Here is a 25,410-nt window from a genome sequence, read left to right as displayed (position 1 = left end):
GGCCATATAACTCCACTGGGCGACCTCCTCGATGCGCTCCGTGTCCACGCCGTCGGGCTGGTCCCCATCTTGCTGGGTTTAACCTGAACCCGGTACCGGCTGTTGCGCGAATGTTGGACGTGAGGACCTCTCTGGTGGCTGACTCACCCGCTCCGCCGCGACGGGAACCCGATCGACGTCCCTCCGATGTGGAGCTCGTCGGACGGGTCGCGACGGGTGACCGCGCGGCGTTCGGTGACCTGTACGACCGCTACGCGAAGCCCGCGTACTCGCTGGCTCGGCGCATCTGCGTCGACCCCGGACTGGCCGAGGACGTGGTCCAGGAGGCCTTCCTGGTCCTGTGGCGCAACCCGGCGGGCTACGACCGGTCCCGCGGCGGCTTCGGCACGTGGCTGATGACTGTGGTCCACCACCGCGCCGTCGACGCCGTACGTCGGGAGAACACCCAGCGTAGACGAAGTGTCCCGCTGACCGACGAGCTGTCCGAGCGCAACATCCCGCCGTCCGACGGCGCCGACCACGCCGCGTTGACGGGTGTCGTGGGCGCCGAGGTGCGGGAGGCGCTGCAACGGCTGCCCGAGGACCAGCGGCAGGTCATCGCCCTGGCGTACCTGGGCGGTTACACACAGATAGAAGTCGCGGCGCTGACCGGCATACCCCTGGGCACGGTGAAGTCGCGCACGTTCGCCGCGATACGCAGGCTGCGGACCGTGCTGCAGTCGGCATGGGCAGGGGAAACCGGCGGAGACGCGCCGGGCAGGACGACGGGAGCACACCGGTGACCCGGGAGCAGAGGGACGACTGGTGCCCCCAAGAGGAGCTCGCGGTCGGGTTCGCGATGCACGCGCTCGAACCGGACGAGGAGACGCGGTTCCGCGCCCACCTGCCGGAGTGCCAGCGGTGCCGGCGGACGGTCCGCTCCACCCAGGAGGTGACCGCCGCGCTGGGCGGATCGGTTCGGCAGCACGAACCGCCCGAGCACCTGCGGTCCCGTCTGATGGCCGCGATCGCGGACACCCCGCAGGAACAGGCGCCGGAACGCGTGGCCGAGCCCGTGTCGCTGGACTCGCGGCGACGTCGTCCGTCCGGCGGATGGGGGCGCAAGGCGCTCGTCGCGGCGGCCGCGCTGATCGTCGTGGCGGTGGCAGGCGTCGCGGGCGTGCAGTTCGACCGGCTGAGCGACCAGGTCGCGCAGCAGGGGACGCGGGCCGAGCAGTTGGAGCGCGCGCTCCAGGTCGCCGCGGACCCCGAGACGAACCGTGCGGTGCTCCGGGCGAAGACCGGTGACCCGCTGGCCGTGCTGCTGTCCGGTGACGCCGACGCCGCCGTCATGCCGATGAGACTCCCGTCGAACGACGCGACGAGGCAGACTTATGTGGTGTGGGGCACCAGCACCAGAGATCCTGTGGCGTTGGCCACATTCGACGTCGCCGCGGACGGTTCGGACGTCCGACTGCTGCGGTGGTCGCCGGACGCGCACAAGCACAACGGCTTCGCGATCTCGCTCGAACCGGGCCGCGAGGCGCCCGCGTCACCGTCCGAAGTGCTGGCATCGGGCCAGGTCGGCCCCGCGTGAGGAACGCATGAGCGATGATGTGCGCATGACCACGGAGCATCGCGAGGACACCGCCGAGGGGGCGGAGCACCGCAGCTGGTTCCGGCGCAACCCGGCGCTGAACCTGACCTACCGCATCGGTGTCGGTGTGGTCGGCGGCTTGGTGCTGGTCGCGGGCGTGTTGATGATCCCGTACCCCGGTCCCGGGTGGCTCGTGGTCTTCGCCGGACTGGCGATCCTCGCCACGGAGTTCGAGTGGGCGGGGCGGGTGCTCCGGTTCGCCAAGCGCTACTACGACGCGTGGGTCGAGTGGCTGAAGCGCCAGAACCTCGTGGTGAAGGCCCTGGTGCTCGCGGCTACCGGGCTCGTGGTGGCGTTGACGTGCTGGCTGCTGGGGGCGTTCGCGCTGGTCGGCGGCTGGTTCGGGCTCGAGTGGGCCTGGTTGGAGAGCCCGATTTTTGGTTCGCGGGGATGATGTTGTAAGCTATGGCCACACCGCGAGAGCGGGAGTGAGAACCGAATACGGGCGTTTAGCTCAGCGGGAGAGCGCTTCGTTCACACCGAAGAGGTCACTGGTTCGATCCCAGTATCGCCCACAGTATGTTTGTGCAGGTCAACGGCTCGTAGACGATCTTCGTCTGCGGGCCGTTGATCGTTGCGGGGAGCAATTGGGAGCGGATGATCTTGACCACCTCCGTATTTGCGAAGGTGGTCATGGGTTCGTGCTCCCCGTTTGCTCCTGGGTTTGCTCCCAGCGGTGTTGGAGTGCGGTGAGCATGGTGTCGATCATGGGTTGGGTGACGTGGGAGTAGACGCCCATGACGCCGTGGAACTTGTGGCCGATGCGCTTGTGCTGGAGGACTTCGGGGACGCCGTGTTCGATGAGCCAGGTCTTGTGGGTGTGGCGTAGGTCGTGGAAGTGCATGTCGGGGTTGATCCGCGGTCGGTCGGTGGCGGTATCGGCGCGAAGGGCGGGTAGCCAGACGCGGCGGCGGAAGTTGGAGCGTCGGTGGAAGCCGCCGTCGGTTCCGGTGAAGACGAAGCGGGCGTGGGGGTGGCGGTCGTGGTGGTCGTCGAGCAGGTCGACCAGGAACCGGGGTAGTCGGCGTAGGACGCTCCTCCCGCTACGGGTGGCCTCATCGGCTGGCACGCGGCATACGGGTCGACGGGCGCCAGCGGGGGCGGATGGACAGTCGCCGCCCTGCGGACGCGAGGATCGGGATCGACCAGCGGTTCCCGCCGCACCGCGACGGACATGGTGTGTCACGTCCGGGCGATCGATGACCGCAGCACCGGATCCTCGTGATGGGTCGGACCGGTGAGCTCGCCCCGGACCGGCGTGTATGGGCGCTGGACAGTCGCCGTCCGTCGGCAGTCGTTCCATATCACGGTGTCCGGCGGATTCGAGTGCCGCCACGACTCTCACCGCCGCCTGCCGTAGGGCTGAACACGATCCCCGGGCCCTACTCGACACGACGCTGTTCCCAGCGCTGGATGATCCGCTCAGCGGTAGCCCGGTCGATCCGGTCGAACCTGCCGTCGTGACGCCCGCGGTGCCAGTCCTCCAGGACGTAGCTCCTCTGCCAGCCGGTGCCTAGAACGTAACGCTGCTCTCTCTCGGCCCCGCTGGGAACCACCCACGTGCGGAGTAACCCGGTGGGGTCGTCCGCCGTGGCTCCCCAGTCCACCCATGCGAGGTAGGAGTACTCGTGTCCGTCCTCCTCATGCACCCGCCCCGCTCCCGTCAACTCAACGCCGGCAGAACGACGCCGGATCCTGCAGCGCAGGACGGGGTTCTCGTGACGATGGCGAAGTGCTCATACTGCCGTTCCACCTGGATCTCGCTCTCAGTCAGGGGAGGGAAGCGCCCTCACCAACGAAGGCATGCCCATCATCCTGCCCTTTCAGTGCGCGGGATGCCGTGACGGGCACGGCGTGTTCGACTACCGGGGTCGTCATGACGGTCTGACCGCCGTGGGCACGGGACGGCGCGCATCCCCAACCCCAACCTGCTGGTCACCTCATGGACGGCCTACCACACCGGTCTGCCACCGCTGAGCTACTGCGCGCTGTCTGCCAGGCCGACCGCCAGCTGAGGATGCGTCCGCGTTCGAGCGGGGTACGTTGCCGCCGATGGTGCGGGAGGCTGCGGACGCGATGGAGGCGGAAGTGCGAGTGTCCGTGGACGTGGCACACCAGTACGTCCGCTGACCCCCGGACCCCAGTTCGTTCCATACGGGCGGGGAGCCGCGAGCGGCCACGATCGACTACATGGTTGAGCAGGGGCTCGGTAAGGGCTTGCCGCGGCTGGAGGTGTCGGTGGGTCTGACGGGTTCCTCGGTTGTCCAGTGGTCGGTGACCACACTTGGTGTCGTGAGTTCCGTATGTGGTCACTCATGTTCGAGGTTTGTCGCAGGTGCGGTTGAGTGCTGTTACCTGCGGTTTCGTGCCGTTGGGTGCAGTTGAAGACGTCTCTGAGGACTTCTACTGTGTCAACGTAGATCAACATGCACTCTGACCTGCGGAAATGAGTCTCCAATACGTTCCGTGGGTGCAGTTCACCGTGACTGGGAGTCGTTGGGTGCTGTTGGGCGCGTCCTGCGGCTCCCAATCTGCTCCCACAGCGCTGCTCCCAGGGGTTGGACGGACGCGGCATTTAATGAGGATGCCGCCCAGTCACTGTCATCGGCGGATGTCGAGTCCGGTGATTGCTACTTGATCGGTGATGACTGGTAGGACGTGCGCACTCCGGACGCGCCTCGTTTGACCGGTGTGGTAGAGGGCGTGGGTCGAGGTAGGCGATCAGGCTGGGGTGGCAGGACTGTGCGGGGAGGGATGTAACGGTGGTGTAGCTGTCCCAGATACGAGTACAGGCGACCCAGCAGGGGGTGGAGTGTCCGAGGACTTACGTTCGGTGGTCGAGGCCGTCGGGGCTGTTGGAGAGTGGTTCTCCGGTTCGGCGTCCGTGCTGGCGTTTGTGGCATTCTTGTTCGAGTTTGTGCGCGGTCGTGGTGAGACAAGGTCGTTTCGCCCCCTCTTCGGTTGGCTGACGGCCGCGTTGGGCGCGGTCGCCATGATCACTTCGGTGGTGGCACTGCGTGAGCGCGGAGTGCGACTGTGGGAAGCTGACGGCCGAGTGCTGGCCGGGTTTCTGCTGATTGGCCTCATTCTTATAGTGGTCGGCTCGCTTACCGCTTTGTTCACCCCGTCGTCGGACCTGTCCGTGTTGCGGGAAATTGCCGATGCAGTGGACCGCGCGATTCACCGTGAGCAGGAACCGAGTGACTTTGTGGCGTCGAATTACGTTCCGTTGCGAATCGAAAGGGTCACGGAGGTTACATGGTACGGGAGAAGTAGGCCTTCGTCGTCACGGTTAAGAAGTACCCGGATGCCAACGGCATCTGTGTCCGTTGTCGCCGGACCTGCCGGCAGTGGGAAGACCGTCGCCTTGTGGCAGTTCGCCTCCGATATCTGTCGCACAGTGCGATCGGACCGCCGACCGCGGGAGCTCGTCGTACATGTAAGGGTCCGTATTTCCGATGTCGACGGTCCGATCGACGAGGATCTCATCCGCAGCCATCTCGCGCGGTCGGTATCCAGGGGCAACACCGCGCTCGCTGCGAAGTTGGAGTCATACCTCGCGGTAGTCAACGGCCCGCGCTGGGTCTTCGTGTTCGACCTAAATGCCGAATTGACTCGTGAACAAGAGATCGAGTACTTCGAGGCGCTGCGCAACTTCATGCGGCATCGCGATCGCGACCGCGCTGTCATCGCGGTCCGTGACGGTTTCTTCGGTGCGCATCCGGTATTCGTCGTGTGTCCCCCTGACCGGAACCAGGTACGCGAACTGCTGGCGAAGCAGGGCATGGCGTTACCCGACGCACGTTTCCCGCCCGAACTTCTCAGAACGCCGGATTTGCTCATGAAGTTCGGCGCACATCTGGATGCCGGTGAAGAAGCCGTCGAATCGTTCATTGGAAGCCGCATTGATCGGCAATCGGATCCAGGGCCGCTTGACGAGCCATCGCGCGAACAAGCGGAATATGTTGCCTATCATCTGTTGATGGGATCCCCGGTGGACGACGTGGCGGCACTCCTGACAGTTCGGCTAGGACGCATTGAACGCGGAGCGTTCGCGTTCCGATTCTCAGTCGTCGGCACACACCTGGCCGCAAGTCATATGTTGCGGCACCGGCTGGACAGCATGATCCTCGATATGGTCCGCACGGAAGCGGCCCGTGAGGTGCTCTTGGCGGTTCTGACACGCGCCGACGACGCGTACGCAGCCCGCGTGATGGAACGGGTCACCGATCTGGTCAGGATGCAGTGCGATGTGCCGACTACGTCGAATGAACTGCCGCCTCTGGGTTCGTTCCATTGGTCGCCGGAAGTACTGCATGCGCTGCGGGTCGTCTGCGATGCCGATCGTGCGCGTCCCCGGCTACTAATACCTTCTGAGCTAAGGGAACTGGCGGACCGCCTGGTGTGGCAGGCGGTGTTCGGCGGCGGCCAGCATGAACGGGAAGCCGCAGCTGCACTCGTCTCCCTGTGCACGGCGACGCAGGTTCTGGAGTTATACCGGCAGGCCATTACGCTTAGATACGATCGACGGACCACTTCTTATATCGCGATGCAGCTCGGCGATGAATTGACGTACGTCGAGCGCGTGGTCATGCTGAGTCGCGCTGTGGGTGCCTGTGCCGACGGGCCGGTGTACATGCTACCGAGCTCCGACCAGGGGCGTGGTCTCTTACCGCGTGTCCTCGAAGGGGTCGTCACGACAGCGATGCCAACCTCGCTCGGGTTGGCCATCGTTCTCGCGGCCTATGCAACGAATGCGGCCGATATCCCGTTCCGACTCATGCTCTACGGCTCGGGAGCACTGCTGGCCCTGCTCGCCTGGCGCCTGCGAGCAGGGATAGCCTCACTGGGGCGTTTTGAGGCCCGAGGGCTTAGAGTTCTGACGTACGTCGGTGGATTTGTCTGTGGGCCGGCTGCCCTTAGTCTGACTCTCGCTGTGGTGACCTTTTCCGGCAATCTCCTGCAAAATATAACTCTGCTCTGGGTGTTCAGTTGGCCGTTGGCGATGATCGCCGCCGTTATCCATGACCCATTTGGTAAACGTCCATGGATCTTCCCTCAGGGAGTGCTGCGTGCGATTCCGCATTATCGCGAGCAATGGAGTCACCATGCCGACGCGGTCTTGGATCGCTTGCGAGGTCTCCGCTCGACGCCGAAAGTAATTCTACTGATCATAATGGGCGCTGTACTCGCGATCCTGCCAGTGGACCTGCCGATCCGTGGTGACATTGAACAGAATATTGACTACCCGGCGCTCATCATTGTCGTCATCGTAGGGTTTGGATTGATGAAACAGCCCGTGCATAAGCTCGCGTCGGAGGATGTCATCGCCGCTAGCATCGTCGCGGGAGAGATGACTGAGGAGCGGTTGTTCGCTGAGATTCGCGAGCGCGCCGGACGCAGTCCCAGTGAACTGCTTGCTTTGCTCCAAGTGCTCGAGGCAGCCCCGCCAGGAGCGCTGCGGTCGTGCGTTTCCATCCTCCAATCGCTGGACACGCTGCTTGAGTTCGTCGAACGCACGCTGCCCGCTCCGATCAAAGGCTCCGCCGGTGCTGTGAAACCGGACCTATGGCGCTATGCGCCCCAGACCAGTCCGAGGGAACTGCTCGACTGGGCGATCGAGCACGATCGCTCGCAGGGCGGGTCGGTCGTCCGACTCGCCCACTCCCCCCGGCACCGTGCGCTGCTCAGCGCGGCGATCAGTTATGCCATGACCGAGGTCGGGTGAGCAGTTCGCCAGTCGCCGCCGAGGGTACATGGCCGAGTTGAAGCCGCGTCTCCGTGCAGGTTCTGCCAGCGGATGTTGGTATGTAGCACGTAGAGGATGCGCTGCAGAACGACCGGTTCGGTCCGGACGAGCTGAGCTAGCGGTCGGCCGGACGGACCATCCGCCAGGCCGACCGCGAACTGGGGATGATGCGGGTTGTGGTGGAGGAGGCGTCCGCGTTCGAGCGGTATACGTTGCCGCGGATCGTGCGGCAGGCTGCGGGCGCGAAGGAGGCGGAGGCGCGAACGTTCGTGGACGTGGCACGCCAGTACGTGAACAACGTGGGCTTCATTTCGGGGCGCCTGGCCGCCAGGGAACGGCTGGACGCCAAAGGCTGGGCGGCGCTGGCCATACGGGAAGCGGGCTGGCTGTGCTGGGCCATCACCGCGGACCGCAGGCGTCGCAGGGAGGGTGGGACGCGTTCGGTTTCGGCGCGGCCTTGGTTGAGGTAACGGACCGGGAGGTTGGCGCTGCCGGGGTAGCCCAGGGCGCGGATCTCGGCGAGCAGGTGGGTGACCGGGACGTCGGGTTGCTGCGCCAGGCGAGCACGCAGGTGGTCGCGGTAAGGGTCGACCATGCTGCGCCGGTAGGGCGGCGGACGCCGCAGATCCTCGGCGGAGGGGATGCGGGCGTAGCGCTTGACCGTGTTGAGCGACACCCCGAGTCGTCGTGCGCATTCCAGCAGCCCGACGCCTTGGTCGAGCAGGCCGTGGACCGCGGCGTGCCGCTGCAGGGCCCGCTCCTCCGCGGCCTTGGTGCGCCGTGCCGGTCGGACGTACCAGCACGTGCTGTGGGCAGTTACGGTCTTCTCCACCGCCGCCACCAGGTTGCTCCAGATGTGCCACCGGTCGCCGATCTGGATCGCGTTCGGGGCGCCTTGGCGGACGGCTTCGGCGTAGGTGGCCGAGCCGTCCCGACAGACCATCCTCACGCCGGGATGCTCGCGCAGCCAGGCGGTCAGGGTCGCGGCCCTGCGGTCTGGCAGCACATCGACCCGACGGTGGGTGACCGCGTCGATCAACACGGTTGCGTAGCGGCGACCACGCCGCAGGGCGAAGTCATCGACTCCCAGCACCTCCACCGCCCCGACCGGCGGATCGGGCAGGGCGTGCACCAACCGCAGCAGCGTGCTTCGACTGGCAGGCAGACCGAGTCCTGCGGCCAGACGTGCCCCGGTCCTGCCCGCCAACGCCAATCCGATGCACTCCAACGCAGTGCGCGACGACAGGGTGCGCCGCGCGTGCCCGACGGTCAGACCCTCGACCTGCTCGGCGAACGTCCCCACCACGCAGCCCTGGTCGTCGCAGAAGAACCGGCGCACCCGTAATCGCAGCACCACCGGCCGGCCCGTCGCCGGCACATCGTCCAACTTCCGGTCATAGCGGCTGTGTACCCGACCCGACCGGACACCACAGGAAGGGCAGCGTGCGGTCCTCACCCTCGTGCACGCCCAGATCCCCACACCCGAGGAGGTCCGCTCGACCCGCTCCACCACCACACCGGCAAGGTGCGGCAGCAGCGCTGCCAACCAGTCACGATCACACTCCGCCCATGATCACAGGCTCCTCAGCACCCACCAGCGGTCACCCAAACTCGTTGATCACGCAATCAGTGACAGAACCGCTCGTTTGACAGACCCTCCTCTACCTGCGTGGATGAGGTTATCGGCAGGCACAATCCCACAGGCTGGTCCGGGACGGGACAGCAGAGTGGAGGGCAAAACGAAAGCCCCAACCACTGGGTGGCTGGGGCCGGGTGTCGAGTCGGTTCGGACCAGATGCTAGAACTGTTCACATCGGATCATCCACCGCTCCCCTGTAACTAGCATAGCACGTTCGCGCGTTCTCACCAGGTCGGATCACGACTCGTCCATCTCGATTGCCGGGATGGCGACGTGGTGCCACGCGCCCAGGTCCCGAGGATCGAAGAAGGCATCGGCCCGCAGTGGTGTGGAGAACACGTCGACGTAGGACACCTCCAGCCAGTAGAAGACCGTTCGAGGCGATCCCCCCAAGGCCTTAACAGCCTCCTCGAACGCCGCGGGCAGGCCACTGGTATCGCTGCCGAGCCTCGCGGTGAAGACCGCCACTTTGCCTGCGCCGAGGACGGTGGGACCGACCAGTGGTCCGTTGCGGCCGTCGGAGCGCCACAGCCTGCCGGCGACTCGCAGCGCGGGCCCTTCGCCGGCGTTCTCGACCGGGATCAGGAAACGGTCGCCGGTGTCCTCGACGAAGGCGTAGGAGCCGACTGCGGGCGGGGTGAGCACGAAGCGCTCCCGCGTCGGCGGGTGCGCCGCGAGGTTCCCGGAGAAGTCTGGGAACGACACCGACTGGTGTACCGGGAGCAGGAGCGGGTGACGGCTGATCACGAGTGTCCGGCGCGCGTGGGCGAGTTGCCGGTCGGTGCGGGCGAGCGCCTCGCGCGACAGGTGAAGCGCGGTTAGCGCGGCGGTGGCGGAGGCGAGAGCCGACAGGGCTCCCACGACCGCCCCGGCGCGCCCGTCCGGTCCGCGCGCCGCGAACCACACCGCGGCGCCGATGGCGGCGACGACCACGACGGCGACCAAGCCCAGCGGAGCCGGGCGCCGGGGCGTGCGTGCGCGTCGGGCTCGCACGCTCACCGCCGCAGCGCGAGCCCGGCGTCTCCCCAACCGGACTTCGCGATCGTGACGTGCCTGTCCCGCCACACCACCAGCTGCGACTGGGCCAGGATGCGGAGTAGGCGCTGCCGGTCCCGCAGGTCGTAGCCGAACAGCGGAATGGCGCGGGCCTCGTCCTTGGCCTCCATGCCGGCGAACACGTCTTCCTCCGCGACGGCCTGACCCAACCGGTCGGAGAACGCCGCGTACAGCGCCTGGTACGCCTGCTCGAACAACCGGGACAGGGCGCTGTCCGGTGCCATCGCGTGCCGGCGGCCGTCCACCGCCACGACATCGATCACACCGGTCGCCTTCGCGTAGGCGATCGCCTCTTTGATCCGGCCTGCGGCCCGCTGGTCGGCGCCCTGCCCGATGCCGCGCCTGCCCAGCAGGGGTTCCAACTGACCGAACGGGACGCTCGCGGTGCGCCTGCGGTAGCACTCTGCGGTGAGCCCGGCGTATACGCGCCACAGGTGCTCCAGGTATCCCAACTGGAGCGGCTGTCCGACGATCGAGAAGGTGCCGTCGGCTTCGCGGCGCACCAGTCCTACCGCAAGCAGCCCGTCGATCACACGGTCCAGCAGAGTGCCGTTGTCGGTGCGGAACGGGCCGGTGCGCATGCTCGCCATCGTCAGCCCGCGCGGCCGCGAGGACAGCCGCCGGATCGCGTGGTCCGCCGCGTCGATGTCGGCCAGGTGCTCCGGCGTGAGCTTGACGTAGGTGCGGGTGGCCGACCTCGACAGCCACTCGCCCCCCTTGCCCGGGAATGCCGCATCGATCCGCAGCACCTTCTCCGCCAGTGCGTCGATGAGCGACCAGTACCGGCTCTCGTCGTCGTTCTCGATGACCGCCCATTGGACGAGCAGGGCGGTGCGCTCACCCTTCTCCTTGCCGCCCAGGATGTGACCGCGACGCTGGAGTTCGAGCAGTCCCAGCAGAGACCGGCACCCGGTGTCGGTCTTACGGTCGCGCAGTACGGTGACCTCGGCGATGTCGACCGACTCGAGGCCGGGCGTGGTGAGGATTTGCCGGAGTTCACCGCTGAGCTTGCCCGGGTCGCCGTAGACGACGGTGACCTTGCGCCCGTCCCGGCGCAGGCGTGAGATCAGGGGTATGAAGTCCTGGTCGCCGGTGACGAGGAAGAACTGGCCGACACCGGCGTGCAGGTAGTCCATCGCGAGCACGGTGAGGACGATGTCCGCCTGCTCCTTGGTGCTGCGCACTGTCTCCGGCTCGATCATGTGCTCCCGCATGGCCGCGGAGATCGTCCCGTCGAACTTCGCGGCGGCCATGTGCGCATGGTGCAGCCGGTCACCACACCGGCGGCTGGCGAACGCCCACAGGTCGTCGATGTAGGACCGCTCGACGACCTTCCCGCGTCCCAGGATCGCCCCGGCCAGGTTCTCCCAGTCGATCAACAGGACACCCTCGTCAGATGGACTCATCGCTCTCCCCTGGGCGGAGTGGGGGCACGCCCGGGGTGGCCCGGTCGTCGGACAGGTGGTTCAGGAACGTTTCGGCGCCCACCAGCGTGCGGTACAGATCGTCTACCACGGCGGTCAGCAGGTTCACCGGGAACTGTTGGTAGTCCTCCGCATGCGCGACACAGGTGAGGAACTGGCACGCGGCTGGGACAGCCAGCAGGATGGTGCGGCACAACCGCTCCGGTGGCGAGCCGTGGCTGCCAGGCGTGCGCGCCAGCACCGCCATCAGCCCTTCCCACGGTTCCGCTGGCACCGGACCGCCGGTCGCCCCCAGGGCGGTCGCGAGTTCGGCGTCGACCCCGACCAGCATCCGCGGCGAGTTGTTCTGGGCGAGGTCCCACAGCCGGGACACGACGGACTTCCCGTTCTTCACGTTCGGCCGGTACGAGTCCGTGGTGCGCACCTCGTCCACCGCCTCTACGGCGCCGGCCAGGAAAGCAGACCAGTCCGGGTCCGACCGTCTCCGGATCCGGTTGAAGAACGGCTGCTGCTGCGCAGGGCCCCGTCGGTGCACGGCGACCAACCGCCGGACGAGTGCCTCCTCCAGCGCGAACACGGCCCGGTGCACGCGGGTGATGTCGATCTCGTCGGCGTCGAGCGGCGCCTCGATCCGCCGCGTCACGTCGGTGATGAAGCAGGTGATCTCCAGGTTTCCCACGCCGGGCACCCAGTCAGGCCAGGTCACCGGCGAGTAGCCCTGCCCAATCTCCAGTTCGCGACGGGCCAGCAGCACGACACCGATCCGGTGCGGGTCCGGGCGCGGGTGCGCCAGGACTGCCAGGAACTCCGGGCGGTTGCGCTCCAGCAGGCCCACCAAGTCGAGCATGAGCGCGTTGGCGTTGGTGAAGCCGCTGCTCCTGACGATTAGGACGCCGATGCCCCGGTCGAGCAGCAGCGGTTGCAGGCGGGCGGCGTAAGCGTTGCGGTCGCCGGCGAGGCTCAGCCAGTAGGTGTTCAATGGCGCGTCGGCTGTCGAGTCGAGCCGGGCGATCGTCTCGGCCACCCTGGTGGGTTCCGGGTCCCCTGTGCGCATCCCGCCTCCTAGAACGGCCGGACTGCGGCGGCGATGCGCCCGAGCAGCCGGATTCGAGGACGCACCACGCCCGATTCGAGCATCAGAAAGTTCGCCCGGGTCGCGGTCGACAACAGGTCCTCCGGCGACGTCCCGGCGCCGGTGCGCTCCGCAAGCGCGATGAACTGCTGCAGGGGCAACGAGAAGGTCTCTGGTGAGGCGAGGACGAGCGCGCGCAGCGCCGAGTACACCGAGTGGAGCCACGGTTCGTTGGCACGACCGGTCGGCGAGAGATGGTCGGCCGCCGCTCGCTTGAACATCTCGTAGTGGTGGTTGTGCACGATGGAGGCGTGGCCGAGGCAGGAGTTGGTGAACTCCACAAACAGCTCGGGGGTCACCGGGGCCAGGCAGGACGAGGGGCGTTGGCTGTCGATGAGCCAGTCCCAGAACGACACCAGCAGCTTGCCGGTGAGGAACGGGTGGCCACCGGTCTCGGCATAGACCAGGTTCACGAAGTCCGGGTGCAGGTCCACGTGGCTGCTCATCATCTTCTGCACCAGTTCATGGAATTCGCTCACCGAGGTGGCTGCGGCGTCGTGCGAGAACAACGGGAAGGGGTCCTGCATGACGACCGGGCTGAGCTGGTTCTGGTCGGTGAGGATCCAGTGGGCGTTGGGCTGCTGTCCCATGAAGATGAGCAGGTTGTCACGGGTGAAAGCGACCAGCTGGTTGAGTAGGGGCTGGACCACGGTGTAGCGCAGTCCCGGATCCCGGATCATCGAGGTCCGCAGGTCGCCGAACAGCGTTTCATACTCGTCCAGCACCAGCACGACCCGGGCTTCGGTCGAAGCCGACAGGCATTGCGCGACCGTGCTGCCGACGAAGTCCTCGTCCAGCCGGTCACCGGACCTCAACGCCCGGCGTATTGCACCGTAGAACACGTCGCCGTCGGCCATCTGCCCGGTCGAGTCGCAGGTTTGCGCGACCACGACGGACTGGCCCGAGGTAGAACCGAGGTCGGTGGCGCATGCGGTGGTCTTGCCGCTGCGCCGCACGCTGCACCACAGCCGCACGCCGTTGCGGCGCTCGAAGGACTGCATGAGTCTGCGCACGCTGGTCCGGTAGACGTGGCTGTACCGGGTCAAGAACGGGCTCTCCAGTGGGAACTCGGCGGCGAAGTTGAAGTCGATTGGCCGCTGCCCGGAGGCGGACTTCGTCTCGTAGACGAGGTCTTCCAGCAGCGCGACGAGCCGGGTGTGCGGTTCCTCCGCCGCCGCGCCGCCGCCGGTGGCCACCACGATGTCGGACAGCCGCTCCGCGCTGAGTAACTGGATCCGCAGGTCAGCGCGCAGCGGTGCGATGACGGCGCCGACCGCGCGCCCCGCAGCCTCCTCGATCTGAAGCCGGTCGACGAACCTGGCGGAGGTGTAGCAGTGCACCTCGATACGCCGCGACCCCACCGTGCTGGGTGCGCCCTGGAGGGACACCTCTAGGCGGCGGTTGCCGTCGGCGTACTGCGACAGGGCCGGGAGCGGCGCGGCCGAGGGATCCTTGGTCAGCAGGACGTCCAGCGCGCGGACGAACGGCAGCACGGAGTCCTGGAGCCCGTCGAGGAGGTCGCCGGGTTGCAGGTTGCCCATCAGCTCGCGCAGGTCGTCGGCGGTGAGGAAGGGCAGCACGTGTACCCACGAGCCGGGGAAGCGCGGCAGGATCTTGCTCCCCACGGTGTCGAGCCTGGCGTTCGAGTAGCCGATCAAGATGCCCGAGGTCATCGCCGAGCAGAGCTGCCTGAGATGCCGCGTCGTGCCGGAGTGGTGGGCCTCCGCCAGCCTGGCGGAGTAGAACTCCAGCGGCAGGTCGAGGAAGCGCTGCAAGCCAGCCAGGGACTTGGTGATGGCGTAGTGCGCGCCAGCGGTGTTGTGCCCCATCTGGTAGCGGTACCCGCGCTGGAAGATGTCCGTCGCGTGGTGGCTGAGCCCGGCCTTCACGAGGTTGAGCCACAGCCCGGGCTTGTCACCGGACTCCAGCTCTGGCAGGAAGGCTTCGAAGTACTGGGAGAGCGTGTCGCGGTAAAACGTCGCCCACTGGAAGATGTGCCGGCGACCGAGGTCTTCGAGGTCTTCGCTGAGCCGGTTCTTCGAGTACGTCAGCGGCGTGCTGGACCGGTCTCTGGACACTGGGCCGGGACTGCCCGGTGGTAACACCGGGCGCGGCCGAGAAGCGACCGGTGGCGGCCCCTGCCGCGGGCCCGGGATCGGCACGCCCCGGTCGGACTCGGTGGACTCGGCGAGCTCCGTCGACGGGGGAGCAGGGTCGTGTGCGTAGTCGTCGGCCTCCGCTTCGGGCCGGTGCCCCGCGCGCTCGGCCCGGAGCAGCGCTTCGGCGAGAGTCTCGGTCAATGCCCGGCGGCGCTTGGGGAGGAAGCCCGCCAGGCACGCGTGGAGCTGGGCGGTGTAGGACAACAGGTCCGCAGGGTCCGCCGATCCCAGCAACGCCCGGAACTCCGCTTCGGCGCGTGCCGGCTGCACGGTACGGTTCAGCTGCCCGATCGTGGCCAGCGCCTGCGCCACCATGGGGCGTCCGTCACCGTTCTGTGAAGACGGCTGCTCGACCGCCGCGGCCCGGTGCGCGTCGGCGTGCTCTCCGTCGTCCGTCATGGGGACGGGCAGCGCCGAGGACTCGGCACGGCGCACCTGGAGGCGCCCGACCAGTACCTCCTGCAAGCGGCGACGGCGTTTGGGCAGGAAGACCGCGATCGCCGAGTCGATGCGCGGCCCGATTTCCCGCAGCTCCGCGTCTGAGCAGCCGGTGATGATCCCGGTGAGCAGCTCCTGGGCCTCGGCAGGGCGTACCGAGTCGTTCAGCTCACCCACCCGGTGCAGCGCTTCATCCCACCTGCTCATGCGGCCCAACTTCCCATAGCGGATTCGAAAGTCTCAGTTCCGAACCTGTTGCGGGCAGGACGGGTGCTCCCTATGTAGTGCCGACGGCGGACGCCGTTACGCACGCCCGAACTGCGGATGGGACCACCCGCGACCAGCTCTCGGTGGAGCGGCCCAACCTCGATCAGCGCGCGGTGGTGGAGGACTCGTGATGCGTGTCCTGGTACCCCCTGTGCTTGCCGAAAATGTCATCCACGCAGGTCAGGAAGCGTGGCGGTACTTGTTGAGGATGCCGCCAGACCGCTGTCGTCGGTGGAGGCGTTGTCGGGCCGGTCGGACAGCGGGTGTGGGAACAGTCGGTCCGTCGCTGCGGCGTTGCGGTCGGACGGGGCGTCGCCAGTCCGGGCCATGTAGTAGGCCGCGTTCTGGTGGGTAGCCGCCGGAACGCATCCCGGTGCCTCAGTGGGGTGGTTCGGGCGGCCATCTCGTCACGCTGGTGCCCGCCAGGTGCAGGAAGCGGTCGTCGAGTCCGCAGGTGAACGCGGCAGGCGGGTTGCGCAACGTGTACGCCGGTGCCGCAGGGCCGGGATGGCGTGGTCGCGCCATCTGCGAGTGACGCGGCGGACATAGCCGTATCGCTGAAGTGCTCAATCCTAGTGAAGTCTGGTCACTTGCGCCGAACGCACATGTGTTCGACGACTGTTGCGGTCGGCGGGGGCCTGAGGTGGGAGGAAGATGGGAGGCGATTGGGAGGATTCAAGGAGAATGAACCGGAGTGAACTGCAATGAAGTGCATTCACCTGCACCGTCGTCACCTGCTGATTTAGTGTTTCCGCAGGTCAGAGGACGATGTGGGCAATTTTGTGGGTTGGGTCTGCAACATATCGGTTGGTCAAGTGGTCGTCTCTTCAGGCTCTGCTGAAGGCGATCTGCGGTGTCCTGCATGACTCTATCGCTCCGCTTGGATGCTGCCGTTCGAGGTGCTTTTGCCGGCAGCAGAAGGGGGACAGCGCGGCATCGCGCAGCCGGCGGTACCGGTAGTCCCGGTTGCGGAGGCTGTCCCCGCCCTCCGATGAACCAGACTGCGCGGTGGCAGGTGCGTCGGCGCGTTCCGTACTCACCGGCTGCAGCGATGTCCGAGGTCGCGGGCTGGCGCCCTTCCGTGCGGTCGTAGAGCGATGCGGTGCCGATCGGGCGGTTGTGTCAGGAGTGGCGGGCGACGGCGTGTGGGGTGCCAAAAGTCGGCCTTGCAGCTCTGACCCGCCAGTTCAACCGGCGTAGCGTCGTACTGTCGATCAAGTGGTGTCGAAGATGCAGCTATCCTGGCTGCGGCCGCGATGTTCCCGGCGAGAACTGTGGGCACTTGACGAGTTGTCATTTGGGTTTGAGGGCGTTGGCTGCGGCTTTTCGGATCGTAAGGTCGAGGGCCGTGTTGTCGGCGAGATCTGCGAGCAGGGTCCTGGCGCGTGTGGTGTTGAGTTTGCTCAACTGGTCGATTGCCTTCAGGCGGATGGGCAGTTCGAGGTGTGCCAATCGGGCGACGCCTCCCCATCCGTCGATGCCCTCGACATCGACTAAGCGGTCCAGGGTGAGCTGTGCGCGTTGCACGGTGGTGGGGTCCGGGTTCGCCCGGTGGTCGGTGGTGCGTGCGAGCTCCGCTAAAGCGGCTGGATCGCGCAATCTGATCAAGTCACTGAGCACGTCGAACCGGATGTCGTCGTCCAGTGGCAGGCCCACCGCCAGGTCGATGAGTACTTCCCTGCCGCGTGGATCTTCCAGGGCGATCAGCTGCTGTGTCGCGACCAGACGGAAGTCAGGGTGGCGGGCCGGATCAGAGGCCAAGCCGTGGACCACGTCGCGTGCCGTTGCAGGGTCGTCGGCAGCCAGTTGCACCGCGGCGGCCAGCCGGTGGGGGACGGCGACTTCCCGATCAATCGCCAACTGGTGCAGCCAGTACGCGCGCCGCGTGTCGCCGAGCCTGCCCAGTTCGACCGCGGCGGAAAACCGCACGGCGAACGCGGCGGCGCGTTCTCCTGCCAGGTCGGCCAGCGCGGCCCCGGCTCGCCGGTCGTCGAAACGGGCAAGTTGCAAAGCCGCAAGAAGCCGGTCGTGGGGAGCGACGGTGCGGGGGTTGGTCAACGCCGTCATGGCATCGCCTCCGCGATCCCGGTCGACGGCCAGCAGTTCTGTCGAAGCCTGTAAGCGCAGGGGCACGGAGATGGTCGGGGAGAACGCCAGGTGGTGCAGGGCGTCGGCACCGAGCGAAGGTGCGTGTTGGAGCAGTTCGAAGGCTGCGGCCAGCCGCGAGTCTTCCGAGCCCAGGTGGTCACGGGCCAGGGTGGACAGCACGGCTGGCGCTTTGTCGTGTCCCAAGCCGGCCATCCCGACCGCTGCCGAGAGCCTGACCTCGAACGACGAGGTCAGATCACCGGTCAATGCCTCCAGTAGTCGGTGGCTGCGCTCGTCCTTGATCTTCGCGAGTTCGAGGGCGGCGGCCAGGCGCACTTCGGGTTCCCGGTGCCGGGTCGCCGTCCGTGTGAGAGCGGCGGTGGTGGCGGCCAGGACACCACCAGGAAGGTGCATGCCTTCCTCGGCCAACGCGATGACCAGTCGGCACCCCTCCAGGCCGCTGGCGTCGCGGCGTCGGACGAGCAGGTGCAGCGCCCACCGCAACCGCTTTCGCCCGGCCCAGGTTTCGATCAGGAAGCGGCAGAACGACGAAGCGTCGCTGGCGTCGTCTTCGCCCGACGATCCGAAGGGCGATCGGGACAGCGGGTTGCGCCCGCCTACCGACCCGAACATCCTGCGGAAGACATGTGCGCTTTCCCGCCGGTTCCCGGCCACCCGGCGGGCGGCCAGGAAGTCGCCGATGAACCGGTGGGGGAACACCAGGTCGGCTCCCCGCTGGGTGAGCAGACCGGTTCGGCGGGCCGTCGCCACGACGACGCCCCGCCACAGGTTCTCGGGTATCCGGGGTGGCCGGTGTTCTTGTGTCGTCTTGTCCAGTAGGTCCAGCGTCGTGCGTTCCGGTGAGCGTCGCTGGATCAAGGCGATGGCGGCGACCACGTCGGGCAGGTGGTCGAGCAGTTGGTCTGCCTCGTCCGCCGCGGGCGATCCGAACGCGGTGACGACGGCCGCGCGCAACTGGGCGGCGACACTGCTGGCGTCGTCGGTGAACATCCGCTCGCCCAGCAGTGCGGTGTAGCTGTCGAACAGTCGGTACCGACTCGCGGGCAATGCGTCCGACTGCCGGTTCAGGTACAACTCGCACAGCATGGTCGCCATCAACGGCACCCGCGAGAGCTTCGCGACCCCCACCCGGTCAACGGCCCGCAGGAACTGTTCCACCAGCCGGTCGGGCTCCGCCGCACCGGCCGCGGCGAAGCACCGGCCGGCCAGGTCCGCCAGCGATTTCCGGCCCAACGGCAGCATGCGGTACTTGGCGAGCCCCCACGTATCCGGGATGCCGTCGTCGGGCAACGGCCTGGCCGTCGGGTCGGGCAACGGTCGGGTCGTCAGGACGAACCCGTAAGTCGCGCTCGCGCGCCGAGAGAAGCCCTCCAGCATCTCCAGCACAGCGCGGCGTAGGGAGACCGAGACGACCTCGTCGAGACCGTCCACGAGAACCAACCACCGGCCCGCGGGCGCCGGAGCATCGCGGAAGAACCCGGACGACCAACTCCGGATGATCCCCAGAGCACCGAACCGGGCGTTGACCGCGCTGGCCAGCACCTCGGGCAGCGGGCGCGGAGAGACCAGGTCCACTGCCCGGACGAATACCGGAACCCAGGTGTGGTCGACCTCGTCACGCCACCGCGCGATGATCCGCAGCGCGCCCGCCATCAACGCGGTCGTCTTGCCAGAACCGGGTTCCCCCACCAGTACGCAGTCACCATCGCCCAGGACTTCGTGCGCCGGCAGCCGCGCACGTCCTCCTCCGGCGGCAGTCGTCACCCTCGTCGCCACTTGCTGGACCTGCATGGGCACCGGGGTCCACCCCGAGCCGGCCCTGCCCAGATCGCGCTCGAAGACCTCCACCGCCGCGTCGAGGTAGGCGGATAGTCGCGCCTGGGCGGACTCCCAACCGTCAAGTTCGGCGTGCTTCCCGGCCGCGCCGTTGCCCAGGCCGTCTCCGAAGAACACTGTTCCGTCACGGCCGATCTGGACGACCACTCCTCCCTTTGCACTGGCGGACTGGGTCACCTGGTGAGATACGCCGCTGGCATCGGTCATCCCACTACAGTGCAGCATCGCAACCCGCCAGAAAAGAACCATACCCACAGGGGGTGAAAACCGATTTTTGCGGCCCTATGCTTGCCGCAATGCCGTCCATGCAGGTCAAACAACATGGTGATATTCGTTGATGAATCCGCCCGGTCGTTGGCGGATGTCGAGCCGGGTGAGCGTTGGTTGGCCGTTGGCGATGCCCTAGTGAGGCGGTGGGTGTTGTAGCAGTGCTCGTACTCACGTAGGGCGTGGAGTAGGTGCTGCAGCAGGCCATCGGGCAGTCCGCAGGGAGGCCGCACGTCGTCGGTGGTGAAGCACTTCGGACAGGTGATGAGCACGGTGGTCCTTCGGCGTGCCGGCGAAGAGACGGCGTTCTGGTTCATCGGGTGCACAGCGGTGCTCCCGGACCCACAGGGCCGACAGGTCGCAGTAGCGCTGGTAGGTCCTCGCTGGCCACGCATCACCGGGGCCAGTGAAGTCCAGTTGCAGCGGTCGTGCAGTGAGGTGGCCACGACCCGGTCCCGTGCGTGGGTGCCAAAAGTCAGCTTCGCAGCTCTGACCTGCGAGTCGAACCGCCGTAGCTTTATATCGTCGATCAAGTGGATTCGAAGACGCAGCTGTCGTGGCTACGGCCGCGGTGCTCGTGGCGAGAACTCCGGCCACTTGACAGCCGCACATATGTTCGACGGTCGTAGCGGTCGACATAAGCCCGCCGTGGGAGGAAGATGGTAGGCGATTGGGAGGATTCAAGGAGAAAGAACCGGAGTGAACCGCGATGAAGTGCGTTCAACTGCACCGTCGCCACCTGCTAATTTAGCGTTTCCGCAGGTCAGGGATGATTTGGACAGTTCTGGTGGTCAAGGGGTCGCAGGTTCAAATCCTGTCGTCCCGACGGCCAAGAGGGTCTTCGCAGGTCAGACACTGCGAGGGCCCTCTTTTGGCGATCTTGGTTCGTTCTTCGAGGTCGAGCACGTCGCTCAGCGACACCTTGACTCGGAAGGACCACCGCGATGCCCCTGCTGGACCTGGACAAGATCACCACCGGCCTGTCGAAGACCTGGGCCGGATACCTCCGGGACTGGGACCGGACCCTGCGTTCGGCCAACCACCCGGAGACGACCCGCTACAACTACCTGCTCGCCGCCGCCCAGTTGGCGCGGTACCCGGCCGAGCACTCACCCGACCCGGACGCCGACGACGCGGCCGGCGACCCGTGCGACGTGACCAAGGGCCACGTCGAGGCGTTCCAGGCCTGGATGATCGACACCCGCTCGGCGGCCACCGCGCTGAACAAACACAAGGGTCTCCAGCAGTTCTTCAAGTGGCTCATGGTCGACGAGGAGGACATCGACCGCTCGCCGGTGGAACGGGTCAAGCAGCCAAAGCCGGCCAAGAAGCTCATCCCGTCATCGGCGATGAGGACACGAAGAAGGTCTGTCCTGGGCACCTGCAAGGGCAAGGGCTTCGTCCAGCTGCGCGACGAGGCGATCATCCGCCTCTACTGCAACACCGGCGCGCGGCTGTCCGAGGTCGGCAACCTGACCCTGGCCGACCTGGACATGAACGCCGACTCGGCGCACTACCACGGCAAGGGCAACAAGGACCGACGCGTCCGCTTCGGCCCCAAGACCGCCCGCGCCCTGAGCCGTTACCTGCGCGCCCGCGCCAAGCACAAGGGAGCCGACCTGCCCGACCTGTGGCTGGCCGACCACGGCGCCCGCCGCCTGGCACCAACGGCATCAAGATCATGCTCAAGCGGCGCGGCCTGGCCGCCGGCCTGACCGGCGTCCACGCCCACCGCTGGCGCCACAACTTCGCCCACGAGTGGAAGCGCGCCGGCGGCGACACGGGCGACTTGATGCTCCTACTCGGCTGGACCTCCGAGGACATGCCCCGCCACTACGGAGCCAGCGCGGCAGCCGAGCGGGCACAGGAGACGCAACTCCGGATGGGGATCGGCGAACATGTCTGATACCCGAGGTCGCCTTGCATGGATGCGCAGGTTCGGATCCCCGGCGGGAGCACCAAAGGATGGGAACAGGGCTGACCAGCTGTTTCACACCGGCAGCCTGGTGGTGGAGTCAAATTGCGGGCCGTCCGCGCCCGAGTAGCACCCGTTGGGGCGGGGCTTCGACCCGTCCCCACGCGGGGTGTTGGGACGCGAGACCCAGCGCCGTACCTGAATCACGGTCGCGGTCTTCTTGACGTTACAGATGTGATTCTCTGGGACGTGAGTCCCTGGCAGAGCGGCGCTTCGACAACGTCCGATCTACCAGGAGTTCCCTCGTCTGCGCACCAGAGGGTCGTCACCTGCCCAAGCTCCCACACGGCCACTTACAAGTTCAGGGTGATGGGCAGCGTCGAGAGCGCGGTGTTGTAGTAGGTGCAGTGGGTGGGGGTGGGGCAGGCGCGGCTGGCGGTGCCGACGGCCACCTGCACGTCCGGGTTGGTCGACAGCATGGTGCCGGCCATGACGTTGGCCAGGGGGCCGAGGTAGGTGGCGGTGTTGTGGACGCGGGTGGTGGCGATCCAGTTGTCGCTCGCGTCGTAGTAGCCGATCGTCCAGTCGGGGATGGGGTTCCGCGTCTCGTTCGGGTGATGCTCGGCTGTCGCGGTGTCGTGACTCTGCTAGGTGGAACCCTTGGGAAGCTGGCCCGGTATTCGGCGGGCTTCAATAATAAATGTACGGGGTTAACCTTGGGAGGTCAAAATGCAACGCTTGTTTGCGGCTGCAGTGGCCGCAGTTGCTTTGTTTTTGGTGGGTGGTGCCTCAACTGTCGCTGCCGCAGTGTCGTCTCCTACGGGTACCGCTAGCGAGCGGTCCCTGGCAGAGCGTTGGGAATGGGTTGACACCTTCGAGTATCAATTCGATTGCGAGGATGCTGGAGAGTACGGCCTGGACGCCGATTGGTGGTATGCCTACAAATGCGAGAAGAACCCATACGGTAACTGGGATCTGCTCGTCAAGGATTAATACCGCGCGGCTCCGGGGCGGCCCTCAGGGGCCGTTTCCGAGCTTGATCAGGTGAGGGCCTCTGGTGCGCAGACGAGGGAACTCCTGGTAGATCGGACGTTGTCGAAGCGCCGCTCTGCCAGGAGTTCCGTTGTTATCGTGCCCGATCCCCGCGGGCGGTGCACCGCGGGTGCCCCGTGCTGCCGCCTGTCCGCCTCCCACCAGCCCACCGTGCGGACGGCTCGGTATCCCACCGACGTCACCGACGCCCAGTGGGCCGAACTCGATCCGCTGCTGGCCGACCCGGCGTGCCTGGCCGGTCGGGGCGGGCGGTGGGAGAAATACTGCCGCCGGGTGATCGTGGACGCGATCCTCTACGTGGTCGACAACGGCATTAAGTGGCGTGCTCTGCCGGCCGACTTCCCGCCGTGGCCGACGGTGTACAAGCGTTTCGCCGCGTGCGAGAAGGTCGGTGCGTCGCAGCGGCTGCTCGACGCGTTGCGTGACCGGGTCCGGCTTGTGGAAGGGCGGGTGGGAGCGCCGTCGGCGGCGGTCGTGGACTCGCAGTCGATGCGCGCGGCCGCCACCGTCGGCCGGGCCACGCGGGGCTGGGACGGCGGGAAGAAGGTCGCCGGCCGCAAGCGCCACATCGTCGTGGACACCCTGGGCCTGCTGGTGGCGGTGCTGGTGACGCCGGCCTCGACGCAGGACCGGGTCGCCGCGCGCAGCCTGTTGCGGCGTCTGCGCGACATCGCCGGCGGGCGGGTCTCGTTGGTGTGGGCCGACGGTGCCTACACCGGCCCTCTGATCGACTGGGCACGAAAAACTCTTCGCCTGGTGGTCGAGATCGTTTAACGCCCGCAAGTGCCGTACTGCACCGTGCTGTCCAGAAGGTGGGTGGTCGAACGAAGCCTTGCCTGGATCACCGGACACCGCCGCTGCGTCCGCGACTACGAACGCTTACCCCACCACCACGAGGCCATGGTCCGCTGGTCCATGATCCGCATCACCAGTCGCCGACTCACCCGACAGCAGTAGCTCGGAAACAGCTACTCAGGTCAATGGGAAGATCGACTGCACGTCGCCGGCGGCAATGAGCTTTTCGTGGGACGGGCGAGGGCTTGGCTTAGGATGTGGGCATGCCCGAGATCCACTCCACGGCCCCCCTGGATGCCTTCGAGCTGCTGCTGGCAGGTAACCAGCGTTTCGTTTCCGGTACGCCGGAGCACCCGAACCAGGATGCGGCGCGGCGCGCGGAGATCGCACCGGCGCAGCGACCGTTCGCCGTGCTGTTCGGCTGTTCGGATTCCCGGCTGGCCGCCGAGATCATCTTCGACCGCGGCCTGGGTGACCTGTTCGTGGTGCGCACGGCGGGTCACGTGATGGACGCGCAGGTGCTGGGCAGCATCGAGTACGGGTCGGAGGTGCTGGACTGCCCGTTGGTGGTGGTCCTTGGCCATGACGCCTGCGGCGCGGTCAACGCCGCGTGCGCCGCGGTGGACGAGGGCGCGGTGCCCGCCGGCTACATCCGCGACGTCGTGGAGCGCGTCACGCCCAGCGTGTTGGCGGCACGGGCCGCCGGCCGCGTGGAGCCGCGGGAGATCGTCGCCGAGCACGTCAGCCGCACCGTCGACCTGCTGCTGGAGCGGTCGCGGGTGCTGGCCGAGCGGGTGGACACCGGCCGCACCGCCGTGGTGGGGCTGTGCTACCGGCTGGCCGACGGCAGCGCGCACGTCGTCGCGGCCCGCGGCTTGGAGCACGTTCCCGCGACCTGACGCGGCCCGCGGCTACAAGCCGCACAGCGGGCGGTCGGTCAGCGGTTGGGTCGGGGTCCTGCGGCTCGGCGGAGGCGGTTGGCGATCGCCAGTCCGACCCCGTCCTCGGGCGGCAGGGAGGCGATGATGAGGTCGCACCCCTCCCGGTCGAGTTCGCGCAGGAACCCGTAGAGGCCGCGCGCGTAGGCGGGCATCGAGGCGGGGACGGCGATCACGGCGTGTGCCGTCACCGGGGCGGTCGCCGAGGGCGGGAGCAGGATGCCCACCCGGTGACCCAGCGCACCGGCGCGTTCGGCCTCGGCGAGGAGGTCCTCGGGTTCGACCAGGACGACTTGCGCCTGCGGCGCGTAGTGGGACGGGTGTTGACCCGGCACCCGGACCTGGCTTGTCGAGTGGACGGCGAGCGGGTGTCCCAGGACGGTCTCGAGGTCCTCGCGCGTCACGCCGCCCGGTCGGAGGATGGCGGGAACGTCGCCGGTGGCGTCGACGATGGTCGACTCGAGACCGATGTGGCAGGGGCCGCCGTCGAGGATGAAGTCGACGGCGTCACCGAGTTCCGCCCGGACGTGGTCGGCGGTGGTCGGGCTGACCGAGCCGAAGCGGTTGGCGGACGGGGCCGCCACGGCGCCGCCGAAGGTGGTCAGCAGCGCGAGTGCGACGGGGTGGTCGGGCACGCGCACGGCCACCGTGTCCAGGCCACCGGTCGCTTCGAGCGGCACCCGGCGGCCGCGTCGCAGGACCAGGGTCAGCGGTCCCGGCCAGAAGCGTTCGGCGATCAGGCGCGCGGTGGGGGGAACGTCCTGGACCCAATCGTCGAGGCGCTCCGCACCGCTGATGTGGAGGATCAGCGGATGGGATGGTGGGCGTCCCTTGGCCTGGAAGATGCGCCTGACGGCGGTGGGGTCCTCGGCGTTCGCGCCGAGACCGTAGACGGTTTCGGTCGGCACGGCCACGAGACCGCCGTCGCGCAGGACACGAGCCGCATTCTCGATGTCGGTGGTTGGAGCGGACACCCGCGTAATCCTTGCAGTGCTTC

At 67.2% G+C, this 25,410-nt stretch carries 18 protein-coding genes and 1 tRNA gene; 9 read left to right on the top strand and 10 right to left on the bottom strand.

The window, feature by feature from the left end; all coding sequences use genetic code 11:
- Positions 1 to 134: 134 nt before the first annotated feature.
- The 4 genes from ACFQ3T_RS02860 to ACFQ3T_RS02845 all read left to right on the top strand — a co-directional run bounded on the left by ACFQ3T_RS02860 (position 135) and on the right by ACFQ3T_RS02845 (position 2,151).
- A complete protein-coding gene (locus ACFQ3T_RS02860) occupies positions 135 to 782 on the top strand; it encodes an RNA polymerase sigma factor (protein WP_380719419.1) in 648 nt (215 codons plus the stop codon).
- Entirely contained in the window at positions 779 to 1,576 is a 798-nt protein-coding gene (locus ACFQ3T_RS02855) for an anti-sigma factor (protein WP_380719417.1), read from the top strand. The genes ACFQ3T_RS02860 and ACFQ3T_RS02855 overlap by 4 nt, the downstream gene beginning before the upstream one ends.
- A 25-nt stretch (positions 1,577 to 1,601) precedes the next feature.
- Positions 1,602 to 2,030 carry a TIGR02611 family protein gene (locus ACFQ3T_RS02850; protein ID WP_380719415.1) on the top strand — a complete coding sequence of 143 codons (429 nt, stop codon included), beginning with the start codon at positions 1,602 to 1,604 and terminating at the stop codon, positions 2,028 to 2,030.
- Between the two features lie 49 nt (positions 2,031 to 2,079).
- Positions 2,080 to 2,151, top strand: a tRNA-Val gene (locus ACFQ3T_RS02845).
- On the opposite strand, the gene ACFQ3T_RS02840 is transcribed toward ACFQ3T_RS02845, so the two are convergent.
- Positions 2,125 to 2,271 (bottom strand): hypothetical protein, encoded by a 147-nt coding sequence (locus ACFQ3T_RS02840; RefSeq protein ID WP_380719413.1) that lies wholly within the window; start codon positions 2,269 to 2,271, stop codon positions 2,125 to 2,127. The genes ACFQ3T_RS02845 and ACFQ3T_RS02840 overlap by 27 nt on opposite strands.
- Positions 2,268 to 2,705, bottom strand: a complete 438-nt coding sequence (locus ACFQ3T_RS02835) for a tyrosine-type recombinase/integrase (protein ID WP_380719411.1) — start codon at positions 2,703 to 2,705, stop codon at positions 2,268 to 2,270. The genes ACFQ3T_RS02840 and ACFQ3T_RS02835 overlap by 4 nt, the downstream gene beginning before the upstream one ends.
- Positions 2,706 to 4,469: 1,764 nt before the next feature.
- Between ACFQ3T_RS02835 and ACFQ3T_RS02830 the strand changes: the two genes are divergently transcribed.
- Positions 4,470 to 7,364, top strand: coding sequence for an NACHT domain-containing protein (locus ACFQ3T_RS02830; RefSeq protein WP_380719409.1), 2,895 nt, complete (start codon positions 4,470 to 4,472; stop codon positions 7,362 to 7,364).
- 136 nt (positions 7,365 to 7,500) lie between these two features.
- Here ACFQ3T_RS02830 and ACFQ3T_RS02825 read toward each other — a convergent pair whose 3' ends face one another.
- The 6 genes from ACFQ3T_RS02825 to ACFQ3T_RS02800 all read right to left on the bottom strand — a co-directional run bounded on the left by ACFQ3T_RS02825 (position 7,501) and on the right by ACFQ3T_RS02800 (position 19,652).
- The gene (locus tag ACFQ3T_RS02825; RefSeq protein WP_380719444.1) at positions 7,501 to 8,841 is read right to left on the bottom strand and encodes an ISL3 family transposase; all 1,341 of its coding nucleotides are present in this window, start codon (positions 8,839 to 8,841) and stop codon (positions 7,501 to 7,503) included.
- 420 nt (positions 8,842 to 9,261) lie between these two features.
- A complete protein-coding gene (locus ACFQ3T_RS02820; RefSeq protein WP_380719407.1) occupies positions 9,262 to 9,957 on the bottom strand; it encodes a hypothetical protein in 696 nt (231 codons plus the stop codon).
- 62 nt (positions 9,958 to 10,019) lie between these two features.
- On the bottom strand, positions 10,020 to 11,486 hold the full coding sequence (locus tag ACFQ3T_RS02815) for an NYN domain-containing protein (RefSeq protein WP_380719405.1): 1,467 nt from the start codon (positions 11,484 to 11,486) through the stop codon (positions 10,020 to 10,022).
- Entirely contained in the window at positions 11,473 to 12,558 is a 1,086-nt protein-coding gene (locus ACFQ3T_RS02810) for a hypothetical protein (RefSeq protein WP_380719403.1), read from the bottom strand. The genes ACFQ3T_RS02815 and ACFQ3T_RS02810 overlap by 14 nt, the downstream gene beginning before the upstream one ends.
- A gap of 8 nt (positions 12,559 to 12,566) precedes the next feature.
- Entirely contained in the window at positions 12,567 to 15,440 is a 2,874-nt protein-coding gene (locus ACFQ3T_RS02805) for a hypothetical protein (RefSeq protein ID WP_380719401.1), read from the bottom strand.
- A 1,353-nt stretch (positions 15,441 to 16,793) separates the two neighbouring features.
- Positions 16,794 to 19,652: an NACHT domain-containing protein gene (locus tag ACFQ3T_RS02800; protein ID WP_380719399.1), complete on the bottom strand. Its 2,859-nt coding sequence runs from the start codon at positions 19,650 to 19,652 to the stop codon at positions 16,794 to 16,796.
- A 1,004-nt stretch (positions 19,653 to 20,656) separates the two neighbouring features.
- On the opposite strand from ACFQ3T_RS02800, the gene ACFQ3T_RS02795 reads away from it, so the two are divergent.
- Together ACFQ3T_RS02795 and ACFQ3T_RS02790 are read left to right on the top strand one after the other, a co-directional pair.
- Positions 20,657 to 21,427 (top strand): tyrosine-type recombinase/integrase, encoded by a 771-nt coding sequence (locus ACFQ3T_RS02795; protein ID WP_380719397.1) that lies wholly within the window; start codon positions 20,657 to 20,659, stop codon positions 21,425 to 21,427.
- Complete coding sequence (locus tag ACFQ3T_RS02790) at positions 21,394 to 21,618, top strand: site-specific integrase (RefSeq protein ID WP_380719395.1); 225 nt, start codon at positions 21,394 to 21,396, stop codon at positions 21,616 to 21,618. The genes ACFQ3T_RS02795 and ACFQ3T_RS02790 overlap by 34 nt, the downstream gene beginning before the upstream one ends.
- A gap of 362 nt (positions 21,619 to 21,980) precedes the next feature.
- Here the strand turns inward: ACFQ3T_RS02790 and ACFQ3T_RS02785 are convergent, their stop codons facing one another.
- Positions 21,981 to 22,106 carry a hypothetical protein gene (locus tag ACFQ3T_RS02785; RefSeq protein WP_380719393.1) on the bottom strand — a complete coding sequence of 42 codons (126 nt, stop codon included), beginning with the start codon at positions 22,104 to 22,106 and terminating at the stop codon, positions 21,981 to 21,983.
- A 565-nt stretch (positions 22,107 to 22,671) separates the two neighbouring features.
- Here ACFQ3T_RS02785 and ACFQ3T_RS02780 point away from each other — a divergent pair.
- Positions 22,672 to 23,454 (top strand): IS5 family transposase, encoded by a 783-nt coding sequence (locus ACFQ3T_RS02780; protein ID WP_380719391.1) that lies wholly within the window; start codon positions 22,672 to 22,674, stop codon positions 23,452 to 23,454.
- Positions 23,455 to 23,738: 284 nt separating this feature from the next.
- A complete protein-coding gene (locus tag ACFQ3T_RS02775; RefSeq protein WP_380719389.1) occupies positions 23,739 to 24,374 on the top strand; it encodes a carbonic anhydrase in 636 nt (211 codons plus the stop codon).
- Between the two features lie 38 nt (positions 24,375 to 24,412).
- Here ACFQ3T_RS02775 and ACFQ3T_RS02770 read toward each other — a convergent pair whose 3' ends face one another.
- A complete protein-coding gene (locus tag ACFQ3T_RS02770) occupies positions 24,413 to 25,387 on the bottom strand; it encodes an L-threonylcarbamoyladenylate synthase (protein ID WP_380719387.1) in 975 nt (324 codons plus the stop codon).
- Positions 25,388 to 25,410 lie beyond the last annotated feature (23 nt).

Source organism: Saccharothrix hoggarensis (assembly GCF_042678885.1).
Classification (GTDB): Bacteria; Actinomycetota; Actinomycetes; order Mycobacteriales; family Pseudonocardiaceae; genus Actinosynnema; species Actinosynnema hoggarensis.
The sequence above is the reverse complement of the archived record's forward strand: the minus strand, read 5'-3'. Positions and strand labels throughout refer to the sequence as shown.

What these genes read in the sequence shown, in the direction of transcription:
- ACFQ3T_RS02850 (WP_380719415.1), top strand. Translation starts at nt 1,602, where the DNA reads ATGACCACGGAGCATCGCGAGGACACCGCCGAGGGGGCGGAGCACCGC.
- ACFQ3T_RS02840 (WP_380719413.1), bottom strand. Translation starts at nt 2,271, where the DNA reads ATGACCACCTTCGCAAATACGGAGGTGGTCAAGATCATCCGCTCCCAA.
- ACFQ3T_RS02815 (WP_380719405.1), bottom strand. Translation starts at nt 11,486, where the DNA reads ATGAGTCCATCTGACGAGGGTGTCCTGTTGATCGACTGGGAGAACCTG.
- ACFQ3T_RS02810 (WP_380719403.1), bottom strand. Translation starts at nt 12,558, where the DNA reads ATGCGCACAGGGGACCCGGAACCCACCAGGGTGGCCGAGACGATCGCC.
- ACFQ3T_RS02805 (WP_380719401.1), bottom strand. Translation starts at nt 15,440, where the DNA reads ATGAGCAGGTGGGATGAAGCGCTGCACCGGGTGGGTGAGCTGAACGAC.
- ACFQ3T_RS02800 (WP_380719399.1), bottom strand. Translation starts at nt 19,652, where the DNA reads ATGACCGATGCCAGCGGCGTATCTCACCAGGTGACCCAGTCCGCCAGT.
- ACFQ3T_RS02795 (WP_380719397.1), top strand. Translation starts at nt 20,657, where the DNA reads ATGCCCCTGCTGGACCTGGACAAGATCACCACCGGCCTGTCGAAGACC.
- ACFQ3T_RS02790 (WP_380719395.1), top strand. Translation starts at nt 21,394, where the DNA reads ATGCTCAAGCGGCGCGGCCTGGCCGCCGGCCTGACCGGCGTCCACGCC.
- ACFQ3T_RS02785 (WP_380719393.1), bottom strand. Translation starts at nt 22,106, where the DNA reads ATGCTGTCGACCAACCCGGACGTGCAGGTGGCCGTCGGCACCGCCAGC.
- ACFQ3T_RS02775 (WP_380719389.1), top strand. Translation starts at nt 23,739, where the DNA reads ATGCCCGAGATCCACTCCACGGCCCCCCTGGATGCCTTCGAGCTGCTG.